This is a genomic window from Mycobacterium sp. NTMscope_Eco_3, assembly GCF_976985685.1.
Map to the genome: position 1 here is coordinate 4,053,799 of NZ_CDRJYZ010000001.1, position 18,658 is coordinate 4,072,456.

Annotated in this window: 17 protein-coding genes; 8 read left to right on the forward strand and 9 right to left on the reverse strand. The window is 67.8% G+C overall.

Annotated features, from left to right (window positions below):
• Positions 1-121 precede the first annotated feature (121 nt).
• The 4 genes from AC0KTM_RS18700 to AC0KTM_RS18715 all read left to right on the forward strand — a co-directional run bounded on the left by AC0KTM_RS18700 (position 122) and on the right by AC0KTM_RS18715 (position 4,875).
• Positions 122-928, forward strand: coding sequence for an SDR family oxidoreductase (locus tag AC0KTM_RS18700; protein WP_238956636.1), 807 nt, complete (start codon positions 122-124; stop codon positions 926-928).
• Positions 929-1,264: 336 nt separating this feature from the next.
• The gene (locus AC0KTM_RS18705) at positions 1,265-1,663 is read left to right on the forward strand and encodes a heme-binding protein (protein WP_225326369.1); all 399 of its coding nucleotides are present in this window, start codon (positions 1,265-1,267) and stop codon (positions 1,661-1,663) included.
• A gap of 141 nt (positions 1,664-1,804) precedes the next feature.
• Positions 1,805-2,860 carry a DNA topoisomerase IB gene (locus AC0KTM_RS18710; RefSeq protein ID WP_472416368.1) on the forward strand — a complete coding sequence of 352 codons (1,056 nt, stop codon included), beginning with the start codon at positions 1,805-1,807 and terminating at the stop codon, positions 2,858-2,860.
• Positions 2,861-3,081: 221 nt separating this feature from the next.
• Complete coding sequence (locus AC0KTM_RS18715; RefSeq protein WP_225326367.1) at positions 3,082-4,875, forward strand: thiamine pyrophosphate-requiring protein; 1,794 nt, start codon at positions 3,082-3,084, stop codon at positions 4,873-4,875.
• A gap of 20 nt (positions 4,876-4,895) precedes the next feature.
• Here AC0KTM_RS18715 and AC0KTM_RS18720 read toward each other — a convergent pair whose 3' ends face one another.
• Together AC0KTM_RS18720 and AC0KTM_RS18725 are read right to left on the reverse strand one after the other, a co-directional pair.
• On the reverse strand, positions 4,896-5,555 hold the full coding sequence (locus tag AC0KTM_RS18720) for a UdgX family uracil-DNA binding protein (protein ID WP_225326366.1): 660 nt from the start codon (positions 5,553-5,555) through the stop codon (positions 4,896-4,898).
• Positions 5,556-5,622: 67 nt separating this feature from the next.
• Positions 5,623-6,183 (reverse strand): hemerythrin domain-containing protein, encoded by a 561-nt coding sequence (locus AC0KTM_RS18725; protein ID WP_225326365.1) that lies wholly within the window; start codon positions 6,181-6,183, stop codon positions 5,623-5,625.
• A gap of 215 nt (positions 6,184-6,398) precedes the next feature.
• Between AC0KTM_RS18725 and AC0KTM_RS18730 the strand changes: the two genes are divergently transcribed.
• Positions 6,399-7,427, forward strand: coding sequence for a sensor domain-containing protein (locus AC0KTM_RS18730; protein WP_238956638.1), 1,029 nt, complete (start codon positions 6,399-6,401; stop codon positions 7,425-7,427).
• 40 nt (positions 7,428-7,467) lie between these two features.
• Entirely contained in the window at positions 7,468-8,439 is a 972-nt protein-coding gene (locus AC0KTM_RS18735; RefSeq protein WP_238956639.1) for an aldo/keto reductase, read from the forward strand.
• Between the two features lie 9 nt (positions 8,440-8,448).
• Here the strand turns inward: AC0KTM_RS18735 and AC0KTM_RS18740 are convergent, their stop codons facing one another.
• The 5 genes from AC0KTM_RS18740 to AC0KTM_RS18760 form a co-directional block, all read right to left on the reverse strand.
• Entirely contained in the window at positions 8,449-9,216 is a 768-nt protein-coding gene (locus AC0KTM_RS18740) for an SDR family oxidoreductase (RefSeq protein ID WP_225326571.1), read from the reverse strand.
• A 92-nt stretch (positions 9,217-9,308) separates the two neighbouring features.
• Positions 9,309-11,102, reverse strand: coding sequence for a sensor domain-containing diguanylate cyclase (locus tag AC0KTM_RS18745; RefSeq protein WP_308011527.1), 1,794 nt, complete (start codon positions 11,100-11,102; stop codon positions 9,309-9,311).
• A 64-nt stretch (positions 11,103-11,166) separates the two neighbouring features.
• Positions 11,167-13,317 (reverse strand): glycogen debranching protein GlgX, encoded by a 2,151-nt coding sequence (gene glgX / locus AC0KTM_RS18750; RefSeq protein ID WP_472416370.1) that lies wholly within the window; start codon positions 13,315-13,317, stop codon positions 11,167-11,169.
• Between the two features lie 92 nt (positions 13,318-13,409).
• Positions 13,410-14,591, reverse strand: a complete 1,182-nt coding sequence (locus tag AC0KTM_RS18755) for a zinc-dependent alcohol dehydrogenase (protein ID WP_238956642.1) — start codon at positions 14,589-14,591, stop codon at positions 13,410-13,412.
• 66 nt (positions 14,592-14,657) lie between these two features.
• Positions 14,658-15,365, reverse strand: coding sequence for a GAF and ANTAR domain-containing protein (locus tag AC0KTM_RS18760; protein WP_238956643.1), 708 nt, complete (start codon positions 15,363-15,365; stop codon positions 14,658-14,660).
• Between the two features lie 308 nt (positions 15,366-15,673).
• On the opposite strand from AC0KTM_RS18760, the gene AC0KTM_RS18765 reads away from it, so the two are divergent.
• Positions 15,674-16,984 carry an NAD(P)/FAD-dependent oxidoreductase gene (locus AC0KTM_RS18765; RefSeq protein ID WP_472416372.1) on the forward strand — a complete coding sequence of 437 codons (1,311 nt, stop codon included), beginning with the start codon at positions 15,674-15,676 and terminating at the stop codon, positions 16,982-16,984.
• Positions 16,985-16,986: 2 nt separating this feature from the next.
• Here AC0KTM_RS18765 and AC0KTM_RS18770 read toward each other — a convergent pair whose 3' ends face one another.
• Together AC0KTM_RS18770 and AC0KTM_RS18775 are read right to left on the reverse strand one after the other, a co-directional pair.
• Positions 16,987-17,523, reverse strand: coding sequence for a DUF1360 domain-containing protein (locus AC0KTM_RS18770; protein WP_225326357.1), 537 nt, complete (start codon positions 17,521-17,523; stop codon positions 16,987-16,989).
• An 85-nt stretch (positions 17,524-17,608) separates the two neighbouring features.
• Positions 17,609-17,992, reverse strand: coding sequence for a MerR family transcriptional regulator (locus tag AC0KTM_RS18775; RefSeq protein ID WP_225326356.1), 384 nt, complete (start codon positions 17,990-17,992; stop codon positions 17,609-17,611).
• A 141-nt stretch (positions 17,993-18,133) separates the two neighbouring features.
• Here AC0KTM_RS18775 and AC0KTM_RS18780 point away from each other — a divergent pair, with 141 nt between their 5' ends.
• Positions 18,134-18,583: an Hsp20/alpha crystallin family protein gene (locus AC0KTM_RS18780; RefSeq protein WP_225326355.1), complete on the forward strand. Its 450-nt coding sequence runs from the start codon at positions 18,134-18,136 to the stop codon at positions 18,581-18,583.
• The last annotated feature ends 75 nt before the right edge of the window (positions 18,584-18,658 follow it).

Here is an 18,658-nt window from a genome sequence, read left to right on the forward strand (position 1 = left end):
TCCCGCCGCAAGCTTCATCAAACGGCCCGTCCCGCGTTGCCTTCCGCACGCACATATCAGGCCGGGCAATCGGTTTGAAACGGGTTTTACCGGGTAGTACTAGCCGGCGGCGCGAAGGGGGGTGAGGGCGGTGTCCACCATCGCCGTGATCGGGGCGACCGGTACGGCCGGATCCCGCGTCGTCGCCCGGCTGAGGTCGCGCGACGTCGCGGTGGTTGAGATCTCACGCGAGCAGGGCATCGATCTGTTCAGCGGGCCGGACCTCTGCGAGGCGCTCAAGGGGGTCGACGTCGCGATCGACGTATCCGATCCGGTGCCGCCCGAACCCGTCGACGTCAGCCAAGCGCTGGCCACCGCCTCCCACAACATCGTGGGCGCGTGTGCCACACAGGACGTGCAGCGCCTGGTGGTGCCGACGATCGCGGGCATCGACGACCCGGAATTCGACGGCATCCCCTACTACGAAGGCAAACGGGCGGCGAAGAACATCCTGCTCGACGGCCCGGTACCGACCACGATCGTCAAGTCCACGCAGTGGTATGAATGCGCCACCCATTGCGATGCGGTGAGCTGCGACGGTGACGAGGTGATCGTCGAGGACTGGCTGATCCAGCCGATCGCCGCCGACACCGTCGCCGACGTCCTGGTGGAGGCGGCGCTGGGACAGTCGCACACGCCGCGCACCATCACCGGCCCGCACCCCATCCGCCTGCCCGAGCTGACGTCGAAATTGCTTGCCCAGCAAGGCGATAGCCGGCAGGTGCGGGCCGTCCGGCCCGCGGTGGCCGCGCTCGCCAACGGGGTACTGTTGGCGTCCGGTCACGCGGTGGTCGTCGGTCCCGACGTCGACACGTGGCTGCAGACCTTGGCGCCGCCCAGCATCGATGGGCATCAGGTCGCCGACGGCGAAGAGCCCAGCGGGAGCTGAGGTCACAGCAGCAACGCGCAACTGACAACGATCATCCCGACGGTGACCTCTCGCCCTGGTATCGCGGGGACGTCTCGTCAGCGCATCCGCGAATAACGATTGCGTCACGATCGACATCACGATTGGTTAAGAACGGGTGCGTTCTCTTAGAAATTTGCGGACCGCTTCACCGTTCACTTAGCAAAGACGGTCGCGAGCGCCCTCAACGGCCCCAAGCGCGCCCCGACGTTCGTCGTCAGCGAACATCGCCACCGTTTGCCTCGGCTACTTTAGATTTCGAGGATCGGGAGCCTCAGTCGAGAGAAAACCATTTCGCTTCGAAGGACAACAATCATCATGAAAATCAGCAGTATTGTCGCGCGCCGTCGAATGGCCGGAATCAGCGCCGGCTGCCTGCTCGGGGGGATGGCCATGGGCATCGTCGGCGCGCCGTCGGCGTCCGCAGCACCCGACTGCAGCCCCGAGGGTGTGAACTCCACCGTCTCCTCGGTGCAGGGATCCGCCGAGCAGTATCTGGCGGCGCACCCGGGGGCGAACCAGGTGGTGACGGCCGCCTACGGCCAGCCGCGGCCCGAAGCTGCATCAAGCCTGCGCAGCTACTTCACCGGACACCCGCAGGAGTACTACGACCTGCGCGGCATCCTGGCCCCGATCGGCGACACCGAACGGCAGTGCAACGTCACCGCCCTGCCGCCGAACCTGGAGTCGGCCTACCACGAGTTCATGGCCGGCTGATCCAGCCCACGAGACGACCCGCCACAACGTTGTGGCGGGTCGTTTCCGCGTTGAACCGTGACGGTCCGTGTGAACGCCTTTGCCGGCGGGTACTTCTGGCGAATAGTGATGCGGCCGGCGGACGGAACTGGAGGGCCGAGGATGCGACTGCGTCGCAGCGTGCTGAGCAAGCCGGGAATCGCGCGCAAGCGCCGCGGAAAGGGCTTCTCCTACTACGAGCCAAGCGGCAAGCCGGTTTCCGATCCGGAAACCCTGCAGCGCATCAAGGATCTCGTCATTCCGCCGGCGTGGAAGAAGGTGTGGATCTCGCCGTTTCCCAACGGTCACATCCAGGCCGTCGGCGTCGACGCCGCCGGCCGCCGCCAGTACCTCTACCACTCCGCCTGGCAGGCCGAACGCGCCGAGGAGAAGTTCGACCGGGTGCTGGAACTGTCGACGCGGCTACCGGCATGGCGCGCCGAGATCGCCAAAGACCTTGCGCGCCAGGGCTTGACCCGGAAGCGGGTGTTGGCGCTCGCGCTGCGGCTGCTCGATCGCGGCTACTTCCGCGCCGGCGGCGAGCAATACGCCGAGGAACACGAGTCCTACGGTTTGTCCACGCTGCTGTGTGAACATGTGGTAATCCGGAGTGACGCCGTCGAATTCGACTTTCCCGCCAAGAGCGGGGTCCGGCGCACCGTGGAGATCGAGGACGCCGACGTTGTCCGGGCGGTGCGCTCGCTGATGCGCAGGCCCAACCGCACCGAGCGATTGCTGGTGTGCCGCACCGCTTCCGGGTGGCTCGACGTGCGCGCCGACGACCTCAACGCCCGATTCAAGGAGCTGGCCGGCGACGACTACACCGTCAAGGACCTGCGAACGTGGCACGGCACGGTGCTGGCGGCGGCGGCCTTCGCCGACGCCGACCCGGCGGTGTCGGGCCGGGTCGCCAAGCGCGTCGAGGCCGCCGTGATGAAAGAGGTGGCCGAGGAGCTGGGCAACACGCCGGCGGTGGCGCGCGGTTCCTATGTGGATCCCCGCGTCGTCACCGGCTATGAGCAGGGCCTGACCATCGCCGCGGCGGTGCGCCGCGCCGAGCGCGCCCGCAAGCCCGACGTGGCCCAGGAGATTCTGGACAAGGCCACCCGGATGCTGATCCGGCGCGTAGCCAAGAGCGACAACGCCAACGGCTCGTTCACCCTGCGTAAGACGGCATGAACTGTTCCCCACCGCCAGCTGTTAACTGGCTGTGAGTCAGCTGGCCGGCTCGTGAAGGGGAATAACAACACCGTTTGCGGGTAACCCCGCACCTGTGGGAAGTGCCAAAGCCGCCCATGCGCGGCTGTCTGCCGTAGCCACGCCTGCCTGCAGGTGGTTCAACCAACAGCCACACACGCCCACCCGCCAGCACTGAAGAACCGTCTGCCCAGGAGGGAAACATGTCCAAACAAGAGGTCTCCGACTACCTGCTGGAGCGGTTGCGGGCGTGGGGCGTCGAGCACGTGTTCGGCTATCCCGGCGACGGCATCAACGGGCTCCTCGCCGCGTGGGGGCGGGCCGACAACAAACCCCAGTTCATCCAGTCGCGCCACGAGGAGATGAGCGCCTTCGAGGCGGTCGGCTACGCGAAATTCACCGGCCGGGTGGGAGTGTGCGCGGCGACGTCGGGCCCCGGCGCGGTCCACCTGCTCAACGGCCTCTACGACGCCAAACTCGACCACGTGCCGGTGGTGGCGATCGTCGGTCAAACCAACCGCAGCGCCATGGGCGGGAACTACCAGCAGGAGGTCGACCTGCTGAACCTGTTCAAGGACGTCGCCAGCGATTACGTCCAAATGGTCACCGTCCCCGAGCAATTGCCCAACGTCCTGGACCGCGCAATCCGCATCGCGATGACCCAGCGGGCGCCGACGGCGTTGATCATCCCCAGCGACGTCCAAGAGCTGCCGTACTCCCCGCCGGAGCACGCGTTCAAGATGGTGCCCTCCAGCCTGGGCATCGAATACCCGGACATCGCCCCGGACGACACCGCCATCGCGCGCGCCGCCGACGTCCTCAACGCCGGCAAGAAGGTCGCCATGCTGGTGGGTACCGGTGCGCGCGGGGCCCGCGAAGAGCTGGCCGAGGTCGCCGACCTGCTCGGCGCGGGCGCGGCCAAGGCGCTGTTGGGCAAGGACGTCCTGTCGGACGAATTGCCTTGGGTCACAGGGTCTATCGGGCTGCTTGGGACACGGCCGAGCTACGAGCTGATGATGGGCTGCGACACGCTGCTCACGGTGGGATCCAGCTTCCCCTACACGCAGTTCCTGCCCCAGTTCGACCAGTGCCGGGCGGTGCAGATCGACGTCGACGGGCGAATGATCGGGATGCGCTACCCGTACGAGGTCAACCTGGTCGCTGATGCGAAGTCCGCACTGCGGGCCCTGATTCCGCACCTGCGCCGCAAGGAGGACCGGTCGTGGCGGGAGGGCGTCGAGAAGAACGTGGCGCGTTGGTGGGAGACCATGGACAAGGAAGCGATGGTCAGCGCCGATCCGATCAACCCGATGCGGCTGTTCTCCGAGCTGTCCCCGCAGCTGCCTGAGAATGCCATCGTCACAGCCGATTCCGGCTCGTCGGCCAACTGGTACGCGCGCAACCTGCGCTTCCGCGGCGACATGCGCGGCTCGCTGTCGGGCACGCTGGCGACGATGGGGCCCGGGGTTCCCTACGGCATCGGTGCGAAATTCGGCAATCCCGACCGGCCCGTCATCGTGTTCGCCGGTGACGGCGCCATGCAGATGAACGGCATGGCCGAGCTGATCACGATCAAGCGCTACTGGAGCGAATGGAAAGACCCCCGCCTGATCATCGCGATCCTGCACAACAACGACCTCAACCAGGTCACCTGGGAAATGCGCGCCATGGCGGGCGCGCCGAAATTCGCGGAGTCCCAAAACCTTCCCGACGTCGACTTCGCCGCCTTCGCTGCCAGCCTGGGTCTCAACGCCATGGCCATCAAGGATCCCGACGAATTGTCGGACGCGTGGCGCAATGCCCTGTCGGCCGACCGTCCCACCGTGCTGGACGTATTCACCGATCCCGACATGCCGCCCATCCCGCCGCACGCCACCTGGGAGCAGTTCAAGTCGGCCACCGCGGCGGTGTTGTCCGGCGACGAGGACCGTGTGGGCTTCGTCAAGGTCGGCCTGAAAACCAAGATGCAGGAATTCATGCCGCACAAGAAGAGCTGACCCGGCGGTCGGCCGCCCGGTCAGGCCAGCCCGGAACGCGCGCTGCGCAGGTCGTCGACGAACGACCGGTAGACCTCGTCGTGCCGGTCGCTGCGGTCCCGCAACACCGACGACGGGTGCACCGTGGCCACCACGATCGGCTCGGGCGTCATCGCGATGTCGACGGACGACGGGAGCTTCAGCTCGCGTCCGCGCTGCACCGAAACCCGAAAAGTGGTGCCCAGCAACGATTGAGCGGCCGTTGCTCCCAGGCACACGATGACCTCGGGTTGCACGGCCTCGATCTCGGCGATCAGCCAGGGCCGGCAGGCGACGACTTCGGTGCGGCCCGGCTTCTGGTGGATGCGCCGTTTGCCGCCCTTGCGGGTGAACTTGAAATGCTTGACGGCGTTGGTCTGATAGGTCAGCACCGGGTCGATGCCGGCGTCTTCGAGCGCCCGGGCGAGCAGTCGCCCCGCCGGGCCGACGAACGGCTCACCGGCGCGGTCCTCCTGGTCGCCGGGCTGCTCGCCCACCAACATGATCGGCGCTCCCGGATGCCCGTTACCGAATACGGTTTGGGTGGCGTCTTCGAAAAGCGAACAGCCATGGCATGTTTCGGCCGCGCTGCGCAGCGCGTCGATGCCCCGCTCCTCGGGGAGGTAGCGGGCGGCGCCGGGGGCCTTCGATGTGGCGGTCATGTGAATGCCGTGGCGTGGGTACCCCCGCTCCCCCACTGAGCGGGGGTACCCAGCCCCGGGTGGCTCGTCAGCCCTTCCCGATGATGGCGTCGCGGGCGCGGTCCAGCATCGCGGCGAACGGACCCGCGGCCAGGTTGGCCACCTGGGATTCCACCCCGGCGTGCGGCCGGGTGGGGGCGATGGCTTCGGCGAGCTGCGCGGCGCGGCCCATCCGTTCCAGCTCGTCGGCGCTCAATTCCTCGCCCAGCTTGGCGAATTCGTCGTGCTCCTCGTGCTCGGCGTGGTCGATCACCGCGTCGCGCAGCGTGGTCAGCTCGCGGGTGAATTCCTCGCTGTCGACGTCGAGTTTTTCCAGCCGCTGCAGAACCGTCTTGGCCTCGTGCTCTTCGTGCAGCCGCTTGCCCACCACGGCGGTGCCGTTGGCGATCTTGCGCTTGGCTCGCGGGTGAACGATCTCTTCCTCCGCGGTCTCGTGCACGGCGAGCAGTCGCCGAAGCTCGACGAAAGCCTTCTCCCGCGCCTGTCCGGACGCCGCCAGCGTTTCGGCGAACCTCGCCTTGATCTGCTCGTGCTGACTGAGGAGAAAGTCGACCACGTCGGTGGGCGACGTGATGGCGGTGCGTGCCATGGTGTCCCTCCCATCTTCCTTGGTTCGACGCGCAGGGCTGTTGCGCGCTCACCGAAGCGGCTACCCGGCGAAATCGGCCGTCAAACGGGTGTGGCCGCGCCCCGGTGGGGTATGTGCTCAGCATCGCCAGGCCGCGCCTGGGGCGCGTGGGTTCGGGCACGGTCCCTGGCCGTCGGCTACATTTCGGGCAGGTTCGGCCGCGAAGGAGGCACGGCGTGACCAACCCGCAGGACCCGTATTGGCAGAACCCGCTGAGCTACGACCCGCTCGGCCGGATGCCGCCGTCAGTCCCGCCGATGGAGCCGATCGAGCCGATCGAGCCGCCGGCGGAACCACCCGCGTTCACGCCGCCGCCCGCGCCCCCGCCGTACCGCCCGGCCGTCAACACGTTGGCCACGCTGTCACTGATTTTCGCGTTCGTGTTCGCGCCCGCCGGAGCGGTCCTGGGACACCTCGGGTTGGCGCGAATCCGGCGGACCGGCGAACTCGGCCGTGACCGCGCCCTGGTGGGTGTGACGCTGTCGTACGTGTTCATCCTGCTCGCGGTCGTCGCGCTGGCCGGGTGGGCGACGCTGGGCGGCTCCACCTCGTCACACCGGGCGGCGCGCGAGACCACCACGTCCAGCGGTCCCCCGCCGCCCACCGTCCCGCCGGACACCATCACCACGCTGCTGCCCGGGTTGGACGCGCTGAGGAACATCACCGCCGACGCGAACCTGGAGGTCGGGCCGACGTGGAACAGCCCCGGCCGCTCGGCGCAGGACGGCAGCATCAACCGCCCGGAATGCTGGGGAAGCATCGCCGCCGGGAGCCCGGACGCCTACACCCCCGGCTCCTTCACCGGTTATCACGCGGGCGAATTCACCGACACGCGCAGCATGCTGAAGTCGATCCAAGTCATCCAGGGCGTGGCGGCGTTCCGCGATCCGGCCGGGGCGCAGTCACAGCTAAACACGCTGCTGTCCGGATGGCGCCAGTGCGGCGGATCGACCGTCACCGTGACGGCGTCCGGGGGGCAGCCGATCGCGATGGCGGTGAGCGCTCCCGCCGACGCCGGCAACGGCATCACCACACTGGACTTGACGCCCAAGGGAATACAGGTGCGCTCGGCGCGGGCGGTCGCGGCCAAGGCCAACGTCGTCATCGACCTGAACGTGTCCGCCAGCGGCAGCACGGACAGCGAGCGGCCCCGGGTGGCCGCGGTCACCATCGCCAACTACATCCTCGGCAAGATCCCCGGCTGACCGGCTCCGCCGCTCTTGCGATCGCCACTACGCTGAGCGGATGAAGTATGTCGACGTCGACGGGGTCGGACGCGTCAGCCGGATCGGCTTGGGCACCTGGCAGTTCGGCTCGCGCGAATGGGGTTACGGGGACAGCTATGCCACCGGCGCCGCGGGCAACATCGTGCGGCGCGCCCGCGCCTTGGGGGTGACGCTGTTCGACACCGCCGAGGTTTACGGGCTGGGCAAGAGCGAGCGGATCCTGGGCGAGGCGCTCGGGGACGAACGCGCCGAGGTGGCGGTGGCCAGCAAGATCATGCCGGTCGCCCCCTTCCCGGCCGTGGTCAGGCAACGCGCGCGAGCCAGCGCCCGGCGGCTGGGGCTGGATCGCATCCCGCTCTACCAGGTCCACCAACCCAACCCGGTGGTGCCGGACTCGGTAATCATGCCCGGGATGCGAGATCTGCTGGACCGCGGCACGATCGGGGCGGCGGGCGTCTCGAACTATTCGCTGCAGCGGTGGCAGAAGGCCGACGCCGCGCTGGGCCGGCCGGTGATCAGCAATCAGGTGCATTTCTCGCTCGCCTACCCGAAAGCGCTCAAGAACCTGGTGCCGTTCGCCGAACGGGAGAACCGCATCGTGATCGCCTACAGCCCACTGGAACAGGGGCTGCTGGGCGGCAAGTACGGCGTCGACAACCGCCCCGGCGGCGTTCGCGCGATGAACTCGTTGTTCGGCACCGAGAACCTGCGCCGCGTCGAGCCGCTGCTGCAGGTGTTGCGCGACGTCGCAACGCAAGTCGGCGCCAAGCCGGCACAGGTGGCGCTGGCCTGGTTGATCAGTTACCCGGGCGTGGTGGCCATTCCGGGCGCGTCCAGCGTCGAGCAGCTCGAGTTCAACGTCGCCGCCGCCGACATCGAGCTACCCACGGAATCCCGCGACGCGCTCACCGAGGCGGCGCTGGCGTTCCGGCCGACGTCGGCGGCGCGTTTCCTCACCGACCTCGCGCGGGAAAAGCTCGGCCGCAGCTAGTCCGGCTGATCAGGACTGGTTGGCTTCCGCGAACGCCGCGGGGCTGGCCGGGGCGCCGCGCGCAACCACGAGCGGCATCGACGTCGAGGCGTTGGTGCGCAGGATGGTGTGCACGACGTCGATCAGGTCGTCGACGGGCATCAACTTGCCGGGCATGCAACCGCGCGACGACCACAGCGGGACCGCCTTCATGGCGAGGTCCATATCCCAGTCGGCGTTCATTCCCGTTGCCGCGTCGCCCTCTCCGCCGGCGCACTCCCCGACGATCAGGTTGGTGAAGCCGACGTCGGAGTGTTCGGCCCGCCACGCCTCGACCAGCCGTTCCAGGGCGGCCTTGCTGACGCCGTACGCGCCCAGGCCCGGCCACGGCGGCCCGAAGGTGCCGGCGTCGGAGGACAGGTACACCGCCTTGCCGGCCGACGCGGTCAAGTGCGGCATCGCCGCGGCCGTCACCAGCGACGCGCCGATGACGTTGGTGTCGAAGACGCGCCGCCACGTGTCGGCGTCGGTGTCCACCATGCGGACGAGCGGCCCGACGGCGGGGGTGTAGACGAGGTTGTCGATCCCACCGAGGGCGTCGGCGGCCCGACCGATCGCCGACCGGCAGGACGCCTCGTCGGTGACATCGCATTCGATGGCGATCGCGTTCGGGCCGGCATCCTTGGCCGCGGACTCGATGCGCTGCAGACGCCGGGCAAGAAGCGCGACCTGATCGCCGCGCTGCGCGAGACCGACCCCGATGCAACGGCCCAGCCCACTCGAAGCGCCGACCACCACTGTCCTTGACATATTCGCCCTCTCTTGTAACGCGAGACGCTGTCGCGAGAAACCTACCGGATGCGACTCGTCCGGTGGCGATCACTCGCTATTTACGTCGCCTCGACGGTGTTCCGGTCGCCCGACTTGGCCCGGTACATGGCCTCGTCGGCGCGCGCGGTGACCGCGTCGACGGACTCGGCGGGACGGGCAAGCGTGGCACCGATGCTCAGGGTCGCGCCGATCGTGTCGCCGGAGACGGCGATGGGTTCGGCGACGCGACGGCGGATCTTCTCGGCGATCTGGGCGAGTTCGTCGGCGCTGCGGACGCCGGGCAACAGGATCAGCATTTCGTCGCCGCCGGTGCGCCCGACCGTGTCCCCGCGGCGAACGCTCGCCCGGATCCGCGCCGCCACGGTCGCGAGTACGACGTCGCCCGTCCCGTGTCCCCACCGGTCGTTGATCGCCTTGAAGCGGTCGACGTCGCAAAACAGGACACCGACATGGGTGCCCGCGGGCTGCGGTTGCCGCAGCGCGGCCTCCAGCCGGGCCAGGGCCTCGGCCCGGTTCACCAAACCGGTGAGGGTGTCGAACCGCGCCAACCGTTCCAGTCGCTGTTCGGCCTCGACCTGATCGTCGACCACCCGCAACGCCGCGATCAGCCCGTCGGTGTCGCCCCGGGCATCGGTGTAGGGCTTCCCGTGACCGTCGACCCAGTGGTATTCGCCGTCGAGGGCACACACCCGGAAGCGTTGGAGCACCTGTTCGCCGCCCGCGATACGGCGGAGGGCGGTTTGGAGGTTGTCGCGATCCTCGGGGTGGATGCGGCCGGCGAAATCCGGGCCGGTCCACCGGGACAGCGGGCCACCCAGCGCGGGTTCCACCGACGGGGAGACCCACGCGACCTCGCCGCCGCGGAAGTGCACGATGATGTCGACGGCGTTGTCCGCGAGAAGGCGATAGCGCATCTCGGCCTCGGCGCGTTGCTTGCTGGCCACCTCCTTGGCGATCAGCAAGTGCTGCTCGCGCTGGCTGAAGTAGAAGGTCACCGCCCCGACGACCGCGGTTCCCAACAGGATCGAGAAGGTCCACTGCGCGTTGTCGTCCGGGCCGAGCTCCACGAAGATCGGCCTCGCCACGGCCACGACGAGCGGAAAGCCGGCCAGGATCCCGAGCAACCGAACCAACGAGGAACGGTCCGGTCGGGCGAGCAGCCACGCGAGCGGAAACCGGTCGGCGCGCGCCAGCGCGGTGGCCGCGACGAGCAGCAACAGGGCCACGGCCGTCAGGAACGCCTGGCCCTTCGACGGCGAAACGCCCACCAGCGCCAAGGCGTCGAACAGGTAGGCCCCCGCCGTGACGAACGGGATGGCCGCACTGCCCGCCAGGCACAGGGGCCAGACCACGCGGGTCGACCGATCCACCCGGATCAGCGCGATGACGGTCGCCAAGGGCAGCGCCGACAACGCCGTCTGAACGCTCGGGCGCCCCGGCCAGGACCACTCGTGCATGCCGACGGCCTCGCCGAACCAGATCCTGTCCACGGTGAACGAGCCGAGGCTCGCGTACTCCGCGAGGACGACGACCGCGAAGGCGGCCGCGGCGGCGGCCAAACCCCGTCCGGCCCAAATCCGTTCGCGCGACGGACTCCCCCATTGCACCAGGATCGCCGCGCTCAGCGCGGCCAGCCACAGCGCGGTCCACGGCATCATCTGCGGCCAGGTCGGATAGATCCGCGTCAACCGCTCGATGCCGGCCGTCCAGCCCACCCACGTCAGCGCGGCGACCACGAGCACCAACAGCGCGGCCGCCCGCCCGGAGGTGTTCATCGCCGATTCCAGACGCGCGCCGGGACCGGGCCTGTCCATCGGCTGTCCCTCTCGTTCCCGGCGGTCGACACGCGGCATCGACATCGTGCGGAAGAAAAATAGCCGATGCGGCCTTGTCGGCGAGAGTAATTCGCCGGATCCGCTAGGCCGAGGGAAGTCCCCGCAGCACCACCGCGGTGTGGGCCTCCACGTTGAGCTTGCCCGCGCCGGGCACCTCGTCGGCGGGCGTGGTCTCTTCGGGCCCGGTGTACACCACGACCTGCCAGGAGGAACCGAATTCCTTTGGCGGAAGGGTGAATTCGATCGGCTCGTAGTGGGCGTTGAAACACAGCAGGAACGAGTCGTCCAGTACCCGTTGGCCCCGCTCGTCGCGGCCGGCGATGCCGTGGCCGTTGAGGAACACCGCGACCGACTTGGCGAAACTCGCGCCCCAGTCCTCGTCGGTCATCTCCGCACCCTCGGGGGTGAACCAGGAGATATCAGGCACGCTGTCCTGGCCGCGCCGGCGCACCGGCTTGCCGGAAAAGAACCGGCGCCTGCGGAACACCGGGTGCTCGGCGCGCAGCGCCGACACCGTCCGGGTGAACTCCAGCAGGCCCGCATCGGCGGCGCCCCAATCGATCCAGGTGAGCTCGTTGTCCTGGCAATAGCCGTTGTTGTTGCCGTTTTGGGTGCGTCCGAGTTCGTCGCCGTGACAGATCATCGGCACGCCCTGGGACAACAGCAAAGTGGTCAGGAAGTTGCGCTGCTGGCGGGCGCGCAGGGCGTTGACTTGCTCGTCGTCGGTGGGCCCCTCCGCCCCGCAGTTCCACGACCGGTTGTGGCTTTCGCCGTCGTTGTTGTCCTCGCCGTTGGCCTCGTTGTGCTTCTCGTTGTAGGACACCAGGTCGCGCAGCGTGAACCCGTCGTGGGCGATGACGAAGTTGATCGACGCCACCGGCCGGCGCGCGGTGTGCTCATAGAGGTCGGCCGATCCGGACAGCCGGTAGGCGAACTCGTCGAGGGTGGCGGGCTCGCCGCGCCAGAAGTCGCGGACCGTGTCGCGGTACTTGCCGTTCCATTCCGTCCACTGCGGCGGGAAGTTGCCCACCTGATAGCCGCCCGGCCCGACGTCCCACGGTTCGGCGATCAGCTTGACCTGGCTGACGGTCGGATCCTGTTGCACGAGTTCGAAAAACGTCGACAGCCGGTCGACGTCGTAGAACTCGCGGGCCAGCGTCGAGGCCAGGTCGAAGCGGAAACCGTCGACATGCATCTCGGTCACCCAGTAGCGCAGGGAATCCATGATCAGCTGCAGCGCGTGCGGATGCCCGACGTTGAGGCTGTTGCCCGTGCCGGTGTAGTCCATGTAGTACTGCTTGTCGTCGTCGACCAGCCGGTAGTAGGCGGCGTTGTCGATGCCGCGCATCGACAACGTGGGGCCGAGGTGGTTGCCCTCGGCCGTGTGGTTGTAGACCACGTCGAGGATGACCTCGATGCCGGCCTCGTGCAGCGACCGCACCATGGCCTTGAACTCCTGGACCTGCCCGCCCGGCGTGGTGGCGCCGGAGTACTTGAAGTCGGGCGCGAAGAATCCGATCGTGTTGTAGCCCCAGTAGTTGGACAGACCCTTGTCGACCAGGGTGGAGTCGTTGGCGAAGTGGTGCACCGGCATCAGTTCGATGGCCGTGATGCCGAGACCCTTGAGGTGGTCGATGATCACCGGGTGCGCCACCGCGGCGTAGGTGCCGCGCAGCTGTTCGGGGATGTCCGGGTGGGTCTGGGTCAGGCCCTTCACGTGGGCCTCGTAGATGACGGTGTCGGCGTAGTGGCGATCCGGTGGGCGGTCGTTGCCCCAGTCGAAGTAGGGGTTGATCACGACCGACTTGGGCATGCTGTCCGCCGAGTCGTCGTCGTTGCGGCTGTCGGGGTCGCCGAAGTTATAGCTGAAGAGCGATTGATTCCACTCGAACGAGCCGTCAATGGCTTTGGAATACGGGTCCACCAGCAGCTTGTTCGGGTTGCATCGGTGTCCGGCCTGCGGGTCGTACGGTCCGTGCACGCGGTAGCCGTAGCGCTGGCCGGGTTCGATGTTGGGGATATAGGCGTGCCAGATGAAGCCGTCGACCTCGGGCAAGGTGATGCGGCTCTCGGTGCCCTCGGCGTCGAACAGGCACAGCTCCACCCGCTCGGCCACCTCGCTGAACACCGCGAAATTGGTGCCCGCCCCGTCGTACGACGCGCCCAGCGGATAGGCCCTACCCGGCCACACCTCTCCGGTCGGCGTGGGGGCTGCGGCCTCTGCGGGAGTCATGGCGCATCAATACCCCGCCGGCGTGGCGGTCAAACTCCCGGGCCGCCCGCCGGGCCGGTGTCACTACGCGGAAAGCCTTGTGGCAGAGTCAATCACGGATTGAGTATGACCTTCACCGCTCCGTCCTGCTTCTTCTGGAAGATCTCGTAGGCGTGCGGGGCCTCATCGAGCGGAAGCACGTGGGTGGCGAAGGTGTCGACGCCAAGCGGGTCGTCGTCGGTCAGCAGCGGCATGATGTCGTCGACCCAGCGTTTCACGTTGGCCTGGCCCATCCGCAGGGTCACCTGCTTGTCGAAGAGGGTGAGCATCGGAAGCGGGTCCGCCATTCCGCCGTACACGCCGATCAGCGAGATCGTTCCCCCGCGCCGCACGATGTCGATGGCCGAGTACAGGGCGGACAGCCGGTCCACCCCGGCGGTTTGCATGAGCCGCTTGGCCAGCGCGTCCGGCAACAGCCCGGTGGCCTGCTGCGCCAGTTTGGCGGTCGGCGAACCGTGCGCCTCCATGCCCACCGCTTCGATGACGGAGTCGGATCCACGTCCGTCGGTCAGGTCGCGGATCGCGTCACCGAGCGACGAGTCGAGCCGGCCCACATCGATGGTGTGGATGCCGCGTTGCGCGGCGCGGCCCAGCCGTTCGGGAACCAGGTCGACGGCGATGACGCGGTAACCGAGGTGGTCGGCGATGCGGGCGGCCATGTCTCCGATGGGGCCCAGACCGAGCACGGTGACCGTGCCACCCTCCGGGATGTCGGCGTACGCGACCGCCTGCCAGGCGGTGGGTAGCACGTCGGACAGATAGACGAATCGCGAATCAGGCGGCCCCACAGGGACTTTGATGTGGGTGAACTGGGCCTGGGGAACGCGCAACAGCTCGGCTTGCCCGCCGGGGACTTCGCCGTAGAGCTCCGAGTAGCCGAACAGCGCCGCCCCCATGCCCTGGTCGCGCACCTGGGTGGTCTCGCACTGGGTATAAAGCTGTTGGCCGCACATGTAGCAACTGCCGCAAGAGATTTGGAAGGGAATGACGACCCGGTCCCCCACCCGAAGGTCGCCCGTTTCGGCGCCGACCTCCCGCACGATGCCCATCGGTTCGTGGCCGAGGATGTCCCCCGGCTTCATGAAGGCCCCGAGAACCTCGTAGAGGTGCAGGTCGGACCCGCAAATGTTGGTGGAGGTGACTTCGATGATGGCATCGGTGGGCTGCTCGATCTTGGGGTCGGGCACCGAATCCACCCGCACATCGCGCTTGCCGTGCCACGTGACAGCCTTCATGGCAAGGGCGCATACCCGCCTGCCACCCGTCGAAACGGCGGCGCCGGACGCCCGCATGGGTCGTGGTCAGTGCCAGCGGCACTGGAGCGGATGTTCGCTCTCGATGAGCGCCCGAGCGATTTCGATCAGCTTGATATTGGATTGTTGCGAAACCCGGGTCAGCAACTGGAACGCTGCGACGGAGTCGATGCCGAAGCGCTCCATGATGACCCCCTTCGCCTGCCCGATGATGTCGCGCGACGCCAGGGCGCTACGGAATTGGTCTTGGCGGCGCATCATCGACCATCCCAGGGCGATGTGCGTGGCGAAAACCGTGCCGATCTCCACCGACTCCTCGGTGAAAGCGTGCGGGCGGTCGGCGTAGAAGTTCAGCGCCGCCATGCTGCCGCCGTCGATGAACAACTCGAACGACAGGATGGAGCGGATCGGGGTCTGTTCGAGCGCCAGCCGGCGGTAGCGCAGCCAGCGCCGTTCGGAGCTCAGGTCGGCGATGTGCATCATGTGGTGCTCCCAGGCGGCGGTCAGGCACGGCCCTTCGCCGGAGCTGTCCTGGATGGCGTCCAGGACCATCGGGTAGCGGTGCGTCGCGGCCACGTTGCTGACCGATGCGTCCTTCTCGGCCAGGGTGATCCCCGCGTACTGTGATCCGGCCACGTGGTGGACCCCGTTGTCGAGGAGTTCGTGCAGACCGGCCGCGATGCCGCGTTGTTCACGCTCCAGGTTGGCCACCAGCTCCACCAGTTGATTGACGATCGTGGCGCTGCCGTCTCGCATCACATCACCCCCGGAACCGTCATGGCCCGCAGAGCCCTTCCTGATAGGCGTCGCGCCGGCATCTGCCAACGCGCGAACGCCACCGCTCAACGAGAAGTCTATGAGCCATCCAACGAAGCGCAAGGCACGATAACGAAACCGGTGGGACGACGGCGGTGGCCGGGGCCTCCGAAAGGGAAGAGGCCCGGGCCGCTTCTGAGTGCCCGCTTCCTCGAAACACCTTGCTGATCAAGTGTTTTCGCGATCGTCTGCTGGCTTCCGAAGGCGCGAGGACTCCTTGCCGCGGAAGTCCGCCTACACTCGGGTCGGTGACCTCCATTGCGATTGTGGGAAGCGGCTTCACCGGATTCACCTGCGCCCGCCATCTGGCGCGAATTCTGCGCCGGCGGCACGCACCCGTCGACATCACGATCATTTCTCCGGTCGACTACATGCTTTACACCCCGTTGCTGCCCGACGTGGCCGGCGGTGTCGTCGATGCCCGCTTTGTCGCTATCCCACTGGCCAATTCGCTGCGGGGCGTGCATGCGGTGCGCGGGCGCGTCGACGGGGTCGACTTCGCGCAACAGACGCTGACGTACTGCGATCCCGAGGAACGCAGCCATTCCATGTCCTGGGACCGGCTGGTGCTCACGCCGGGATCGGTGACGCGGTTGTTCGACGTCCCGGGCCTCGCACGACATGCGCGCGGGTTGAAGACCACCGCCGAGGCCCTCTACCTGCGGGACCACTTCATCGAGCAGCTGGAGCTGGCCAACATCGACGACGATCCCCGGGTGGCCGCCGCCCGGCGCACCGTCGTGGTGGTCGGCGCCTCCTACTCGGGCACCGAGTTGGTGGTGCAGCTGCGGGCCTTGGCCGACGCGGCGGCCAAACAGATGGGCTTCAACCCGGCCGAAGTGCGGTTCCTGCTTTTGGACCTGGCCGAGCAGGTGATGCCCGAGGTGGGCAAGAAGCTCGGCGAGGCGGCGATGAAGGTGTTACGGCGGCGCGGCATCGACGTCCGGCTCGGTGTCACGCTCAAGCAGGCGCACGCCGATCACGTTGTGCTGAGCGATGATTCGCGCATCGACACGCACACGATCGCCTGGGTGACGGGGGTGACGGGTGCCCCGTTGATCCAAGACCTGGGTTTGCCGACCGAGAAGGGCCGGCTCACGGTGCAGCCCGATCTACAGGTGCCCGGTCACCCCGAGGTGTTCGCGGCCGGTGACGCGGCGGCGGTTCCCGACCTCACCCAGCCCGGCAAGGTCACGCCGCCGACCGCCCAACACGCCACCCGGCAGGGCAAGGTGCTGGCCCGCAACGTCGCCGCCAGCCTCGGTTACGGCAGCTTCAAGGACTACAAGCACCGCAACCTGGGCCTGGTGGTCGATCTGGGGCCCCGAAAAGCGGTGGCCAACCCGCTCAACATCCATCTGTCCGGGCTGCCGGCCAAGGTCGTGACGAGGTCCTACCACCTGTACGCGATCCCCCGCGGCGTCAACCGGTGGGCGGTGTCGCTGGCCTACCTGACCGACATGCTGTTCAACCGCTCCGTCGTGTCCATCGGGTTGTCCTCCGAGGACGACGCACAATTCACGGCCAGCGAGGGCATCCCGATGCCCAAGACGAGCTGATCTCAGCCTTCGGCGGACTGCTGGGCCATCGCGTAGGCGAGTTGAAGAAAATCCGCCCCGGCCAGTGCGCTGAAGACGCCCGCGATCAGCCGGGTGAACCGGGGTACGAACACCAGGCCGATGGCAAATCCGGTGGCGACCCACATGTCCAGGCAGAACGGGCAGGTCAACAGCTCGCCCAGGCTGTGCCGGAGCTGACTGTGCTCCCGAACCTCCTCCTGGACCTCGGCGGGGCCGCCCGTGCCCGCGTAATGCGTGAACGGGGCGCGTAGGGGGCTGGTCACCGCGTCTTTGGTCAAGGTTCGCGAGAGCTTGTGGGTGCCCAGGGTGAGGATGATCAGATCCTGGATCCGCCAGCGCGTCGGCAAGGTGCGCCCGCTCGCGACCGCGGCCGCCGTCGCCACGGACACCACGACGGCGTAGACGACCAGGACCACCAGGTAGCCGCCCAACGGCCGGGGGTTGTCGCCGCGGTAGGCGTCGGCTTCGTGCCGCGCGCCGTCCACCACCTGAGCGCCGGTTTCGGTCAGATCTCCCATTGCGTCTCCTTCAAGACTCGTTCGCCGCGCTTCAAGGCACAGCGGGGTGAGTACCCGACGGAGGTGGGCGCAATCTGCGACCGGTTCAGGGCCTGGTCGCGCCGCGTTCGCCGGGGCCGGCGGCGGCCTTCGGCGCCTTCGCGGCTTCGCGCAATGTGCGATTGGTGGAGCGCAGGTCGGTGTTGGCGGCCGACAGCGTCTCGTTGTCGTCTTCGAGATCGAGGATGCGCGCGATGCCGGCCAGGTTGACCCCGGCCTCGACCAGCCCGCTGATGCGCCGCAGCCGCGTCAGGTCGTCGGCGCTGTAACGGCGGGTTCCCCCTTGACTTCTCGCGGGCGTCAGCAATCCATAGCGTTCGTAGAGCCGCAACGATTGCACCGGAATCCCGGACAGTTCGGCGGCCACCGAGATGCCGTACACCCCGTGGTCGGACGCCGGAGCCCCGGCCTCGCCGCGGTGCTCGACCATCGCACATCCCCTCAGCTGATTCACTTGAAAATCTGTTTAGCATACTTGCGTCAATATGTCGATGGTGCTATACCGAATCTATGTCATTAGACATAGGAAATTACCGGACCACCGCGTAGATCGGAGTGAGAGGTGACTACCATGCTGATGCGTTCAGATCCCTTCCGTGAGCTCGACCGCTTTGCCCACCAGGTGCTCGGTACGGCCGCCCGGCCGGCGGTGATGCCGATGGACGCCTGGCGCGAAGGCGAGAAGTTCGTCGTCGAGTTCGACCTGCCCGGCATCGATGCCGACTCACTGGACATCGACATCGAGCGCAATGTGGTAACCGTGCGGGCAGAACGACCGGCCCTCGACCCCAACCGCGAGATGCTGGCCACCGAGCGGCCACGCGGCGTGTTCAGCCGCCAGCTGGTGCTCGGCGAAAACCTCGACACCGACAAGATCCAGGCGTCCTACGCCGAAGGCGTGCTGAGTCTGCACATCCCGGTGGCCGAGAAGGCCAAGCCGCGCAAGATCGCCGTCGGTCGCGGCGACGCTCCCCGGGCCGTCGCCGACGGCGCCGGCCATCGCGAAGTCATCAACGCCTGACCGGATAGCGGGCCGGGCGGCGGCACCCACGGCACGCGCTCGCGTGCCGGCCCCGCGGCCGCCGCCCGCCCTCGG

Coding starts and splice junctions, on each gene's coding strand:
- AC0KTM_RS18705 (WP_225326369.1), top strand. CDS start 1,265: ATGAAAATCAGCAGTATTGTCGCGCGCCGTCGAATGGCCGGAATCAGC.
- AC0KTM_RS18710 (WP_472416368.1), top strand. CDS start 1,805: ATGCGACTGCGTCGCAGCGTGCTGAGCAAGCCGGGAATCGCGCGCAAG.
- AC0KTM_RS18715 (WP_225326367.1), top strand. CDS start 3,082: ATGTCCAAACAAGAGGTCTCCGACTACCTGCTGGAGCGGTTGCGGGCG.
- AC0KTM_RS18720 (WP_225326366.1), bottom strand. CDS start 5,555: ATGACCGCCACATCGAAGGCCCCCGGCGCCGCCCGCTACCTCCCCGAG.
- AC0KTM_RS18725 (WP_225326365.1), bottom strand. CDS start 6,183: ATGGCACGCACCGCCATCACGTCGCCCACCGACGTGGTCGACTTTCTC.
- AC0KTM_RS18735 (WP_238956639.1), top strand. CDS start 7,468: ATGAAGTATGTCGACGTCGACGGGGTCGGACGCGTCAGCCGGATCGGC.
- AC0KTM_RS18745 (WP_308011527.1), bottom strand. CDS start 11,102: ATGCCGCGTGTCGACCGCCGGGAACGAGAGGGACAGCCGATGGACAGG.
- glgX (WP_472416370.1), bottom strand. CDS start 13,317: ATGACTCCCGCAGAGGCCGCAGCCCCCACGCCGACCGGAGAGGTGTGG.
- AC0KTM_RS18755 (WP_238956642.1), bottom strand. CDS start 14,591: ATGAAGGCTGTCACGTGGCACGGCAAGCGCGATGTGCGGGTGGATTCG.
- AC0KTM_RS18760 (WP_238956643.1), bottom strand. CDS start 15,365: ATGCGAGACGGCAGCGCCACGATCGTCAATCAACTGGTGGAGCTGGTG.
- AC0KTM_RS18770 (WP_225326357.1), bottom strand. CDS start 17,523: ATGGGAGATCTGACCGAAACCGGCGCTCAGGTGGTGGACGGCGCGCGG.
- AC0KTM_RS18775 (WP_225326356.1), bottom strand. CDS start 17,992: ATGGTCGAGCACCGCGGCGAGGCCGGGGCTCCGGCGTCCGACCACGGG.
- AC0KTM_RS18780 (WP_225326355.1), top strand. CDS start 18,134: ATGCTGATGCGTTCAGATCCCTTCCGTGAGCTCGACCGCTTTGCCCAC.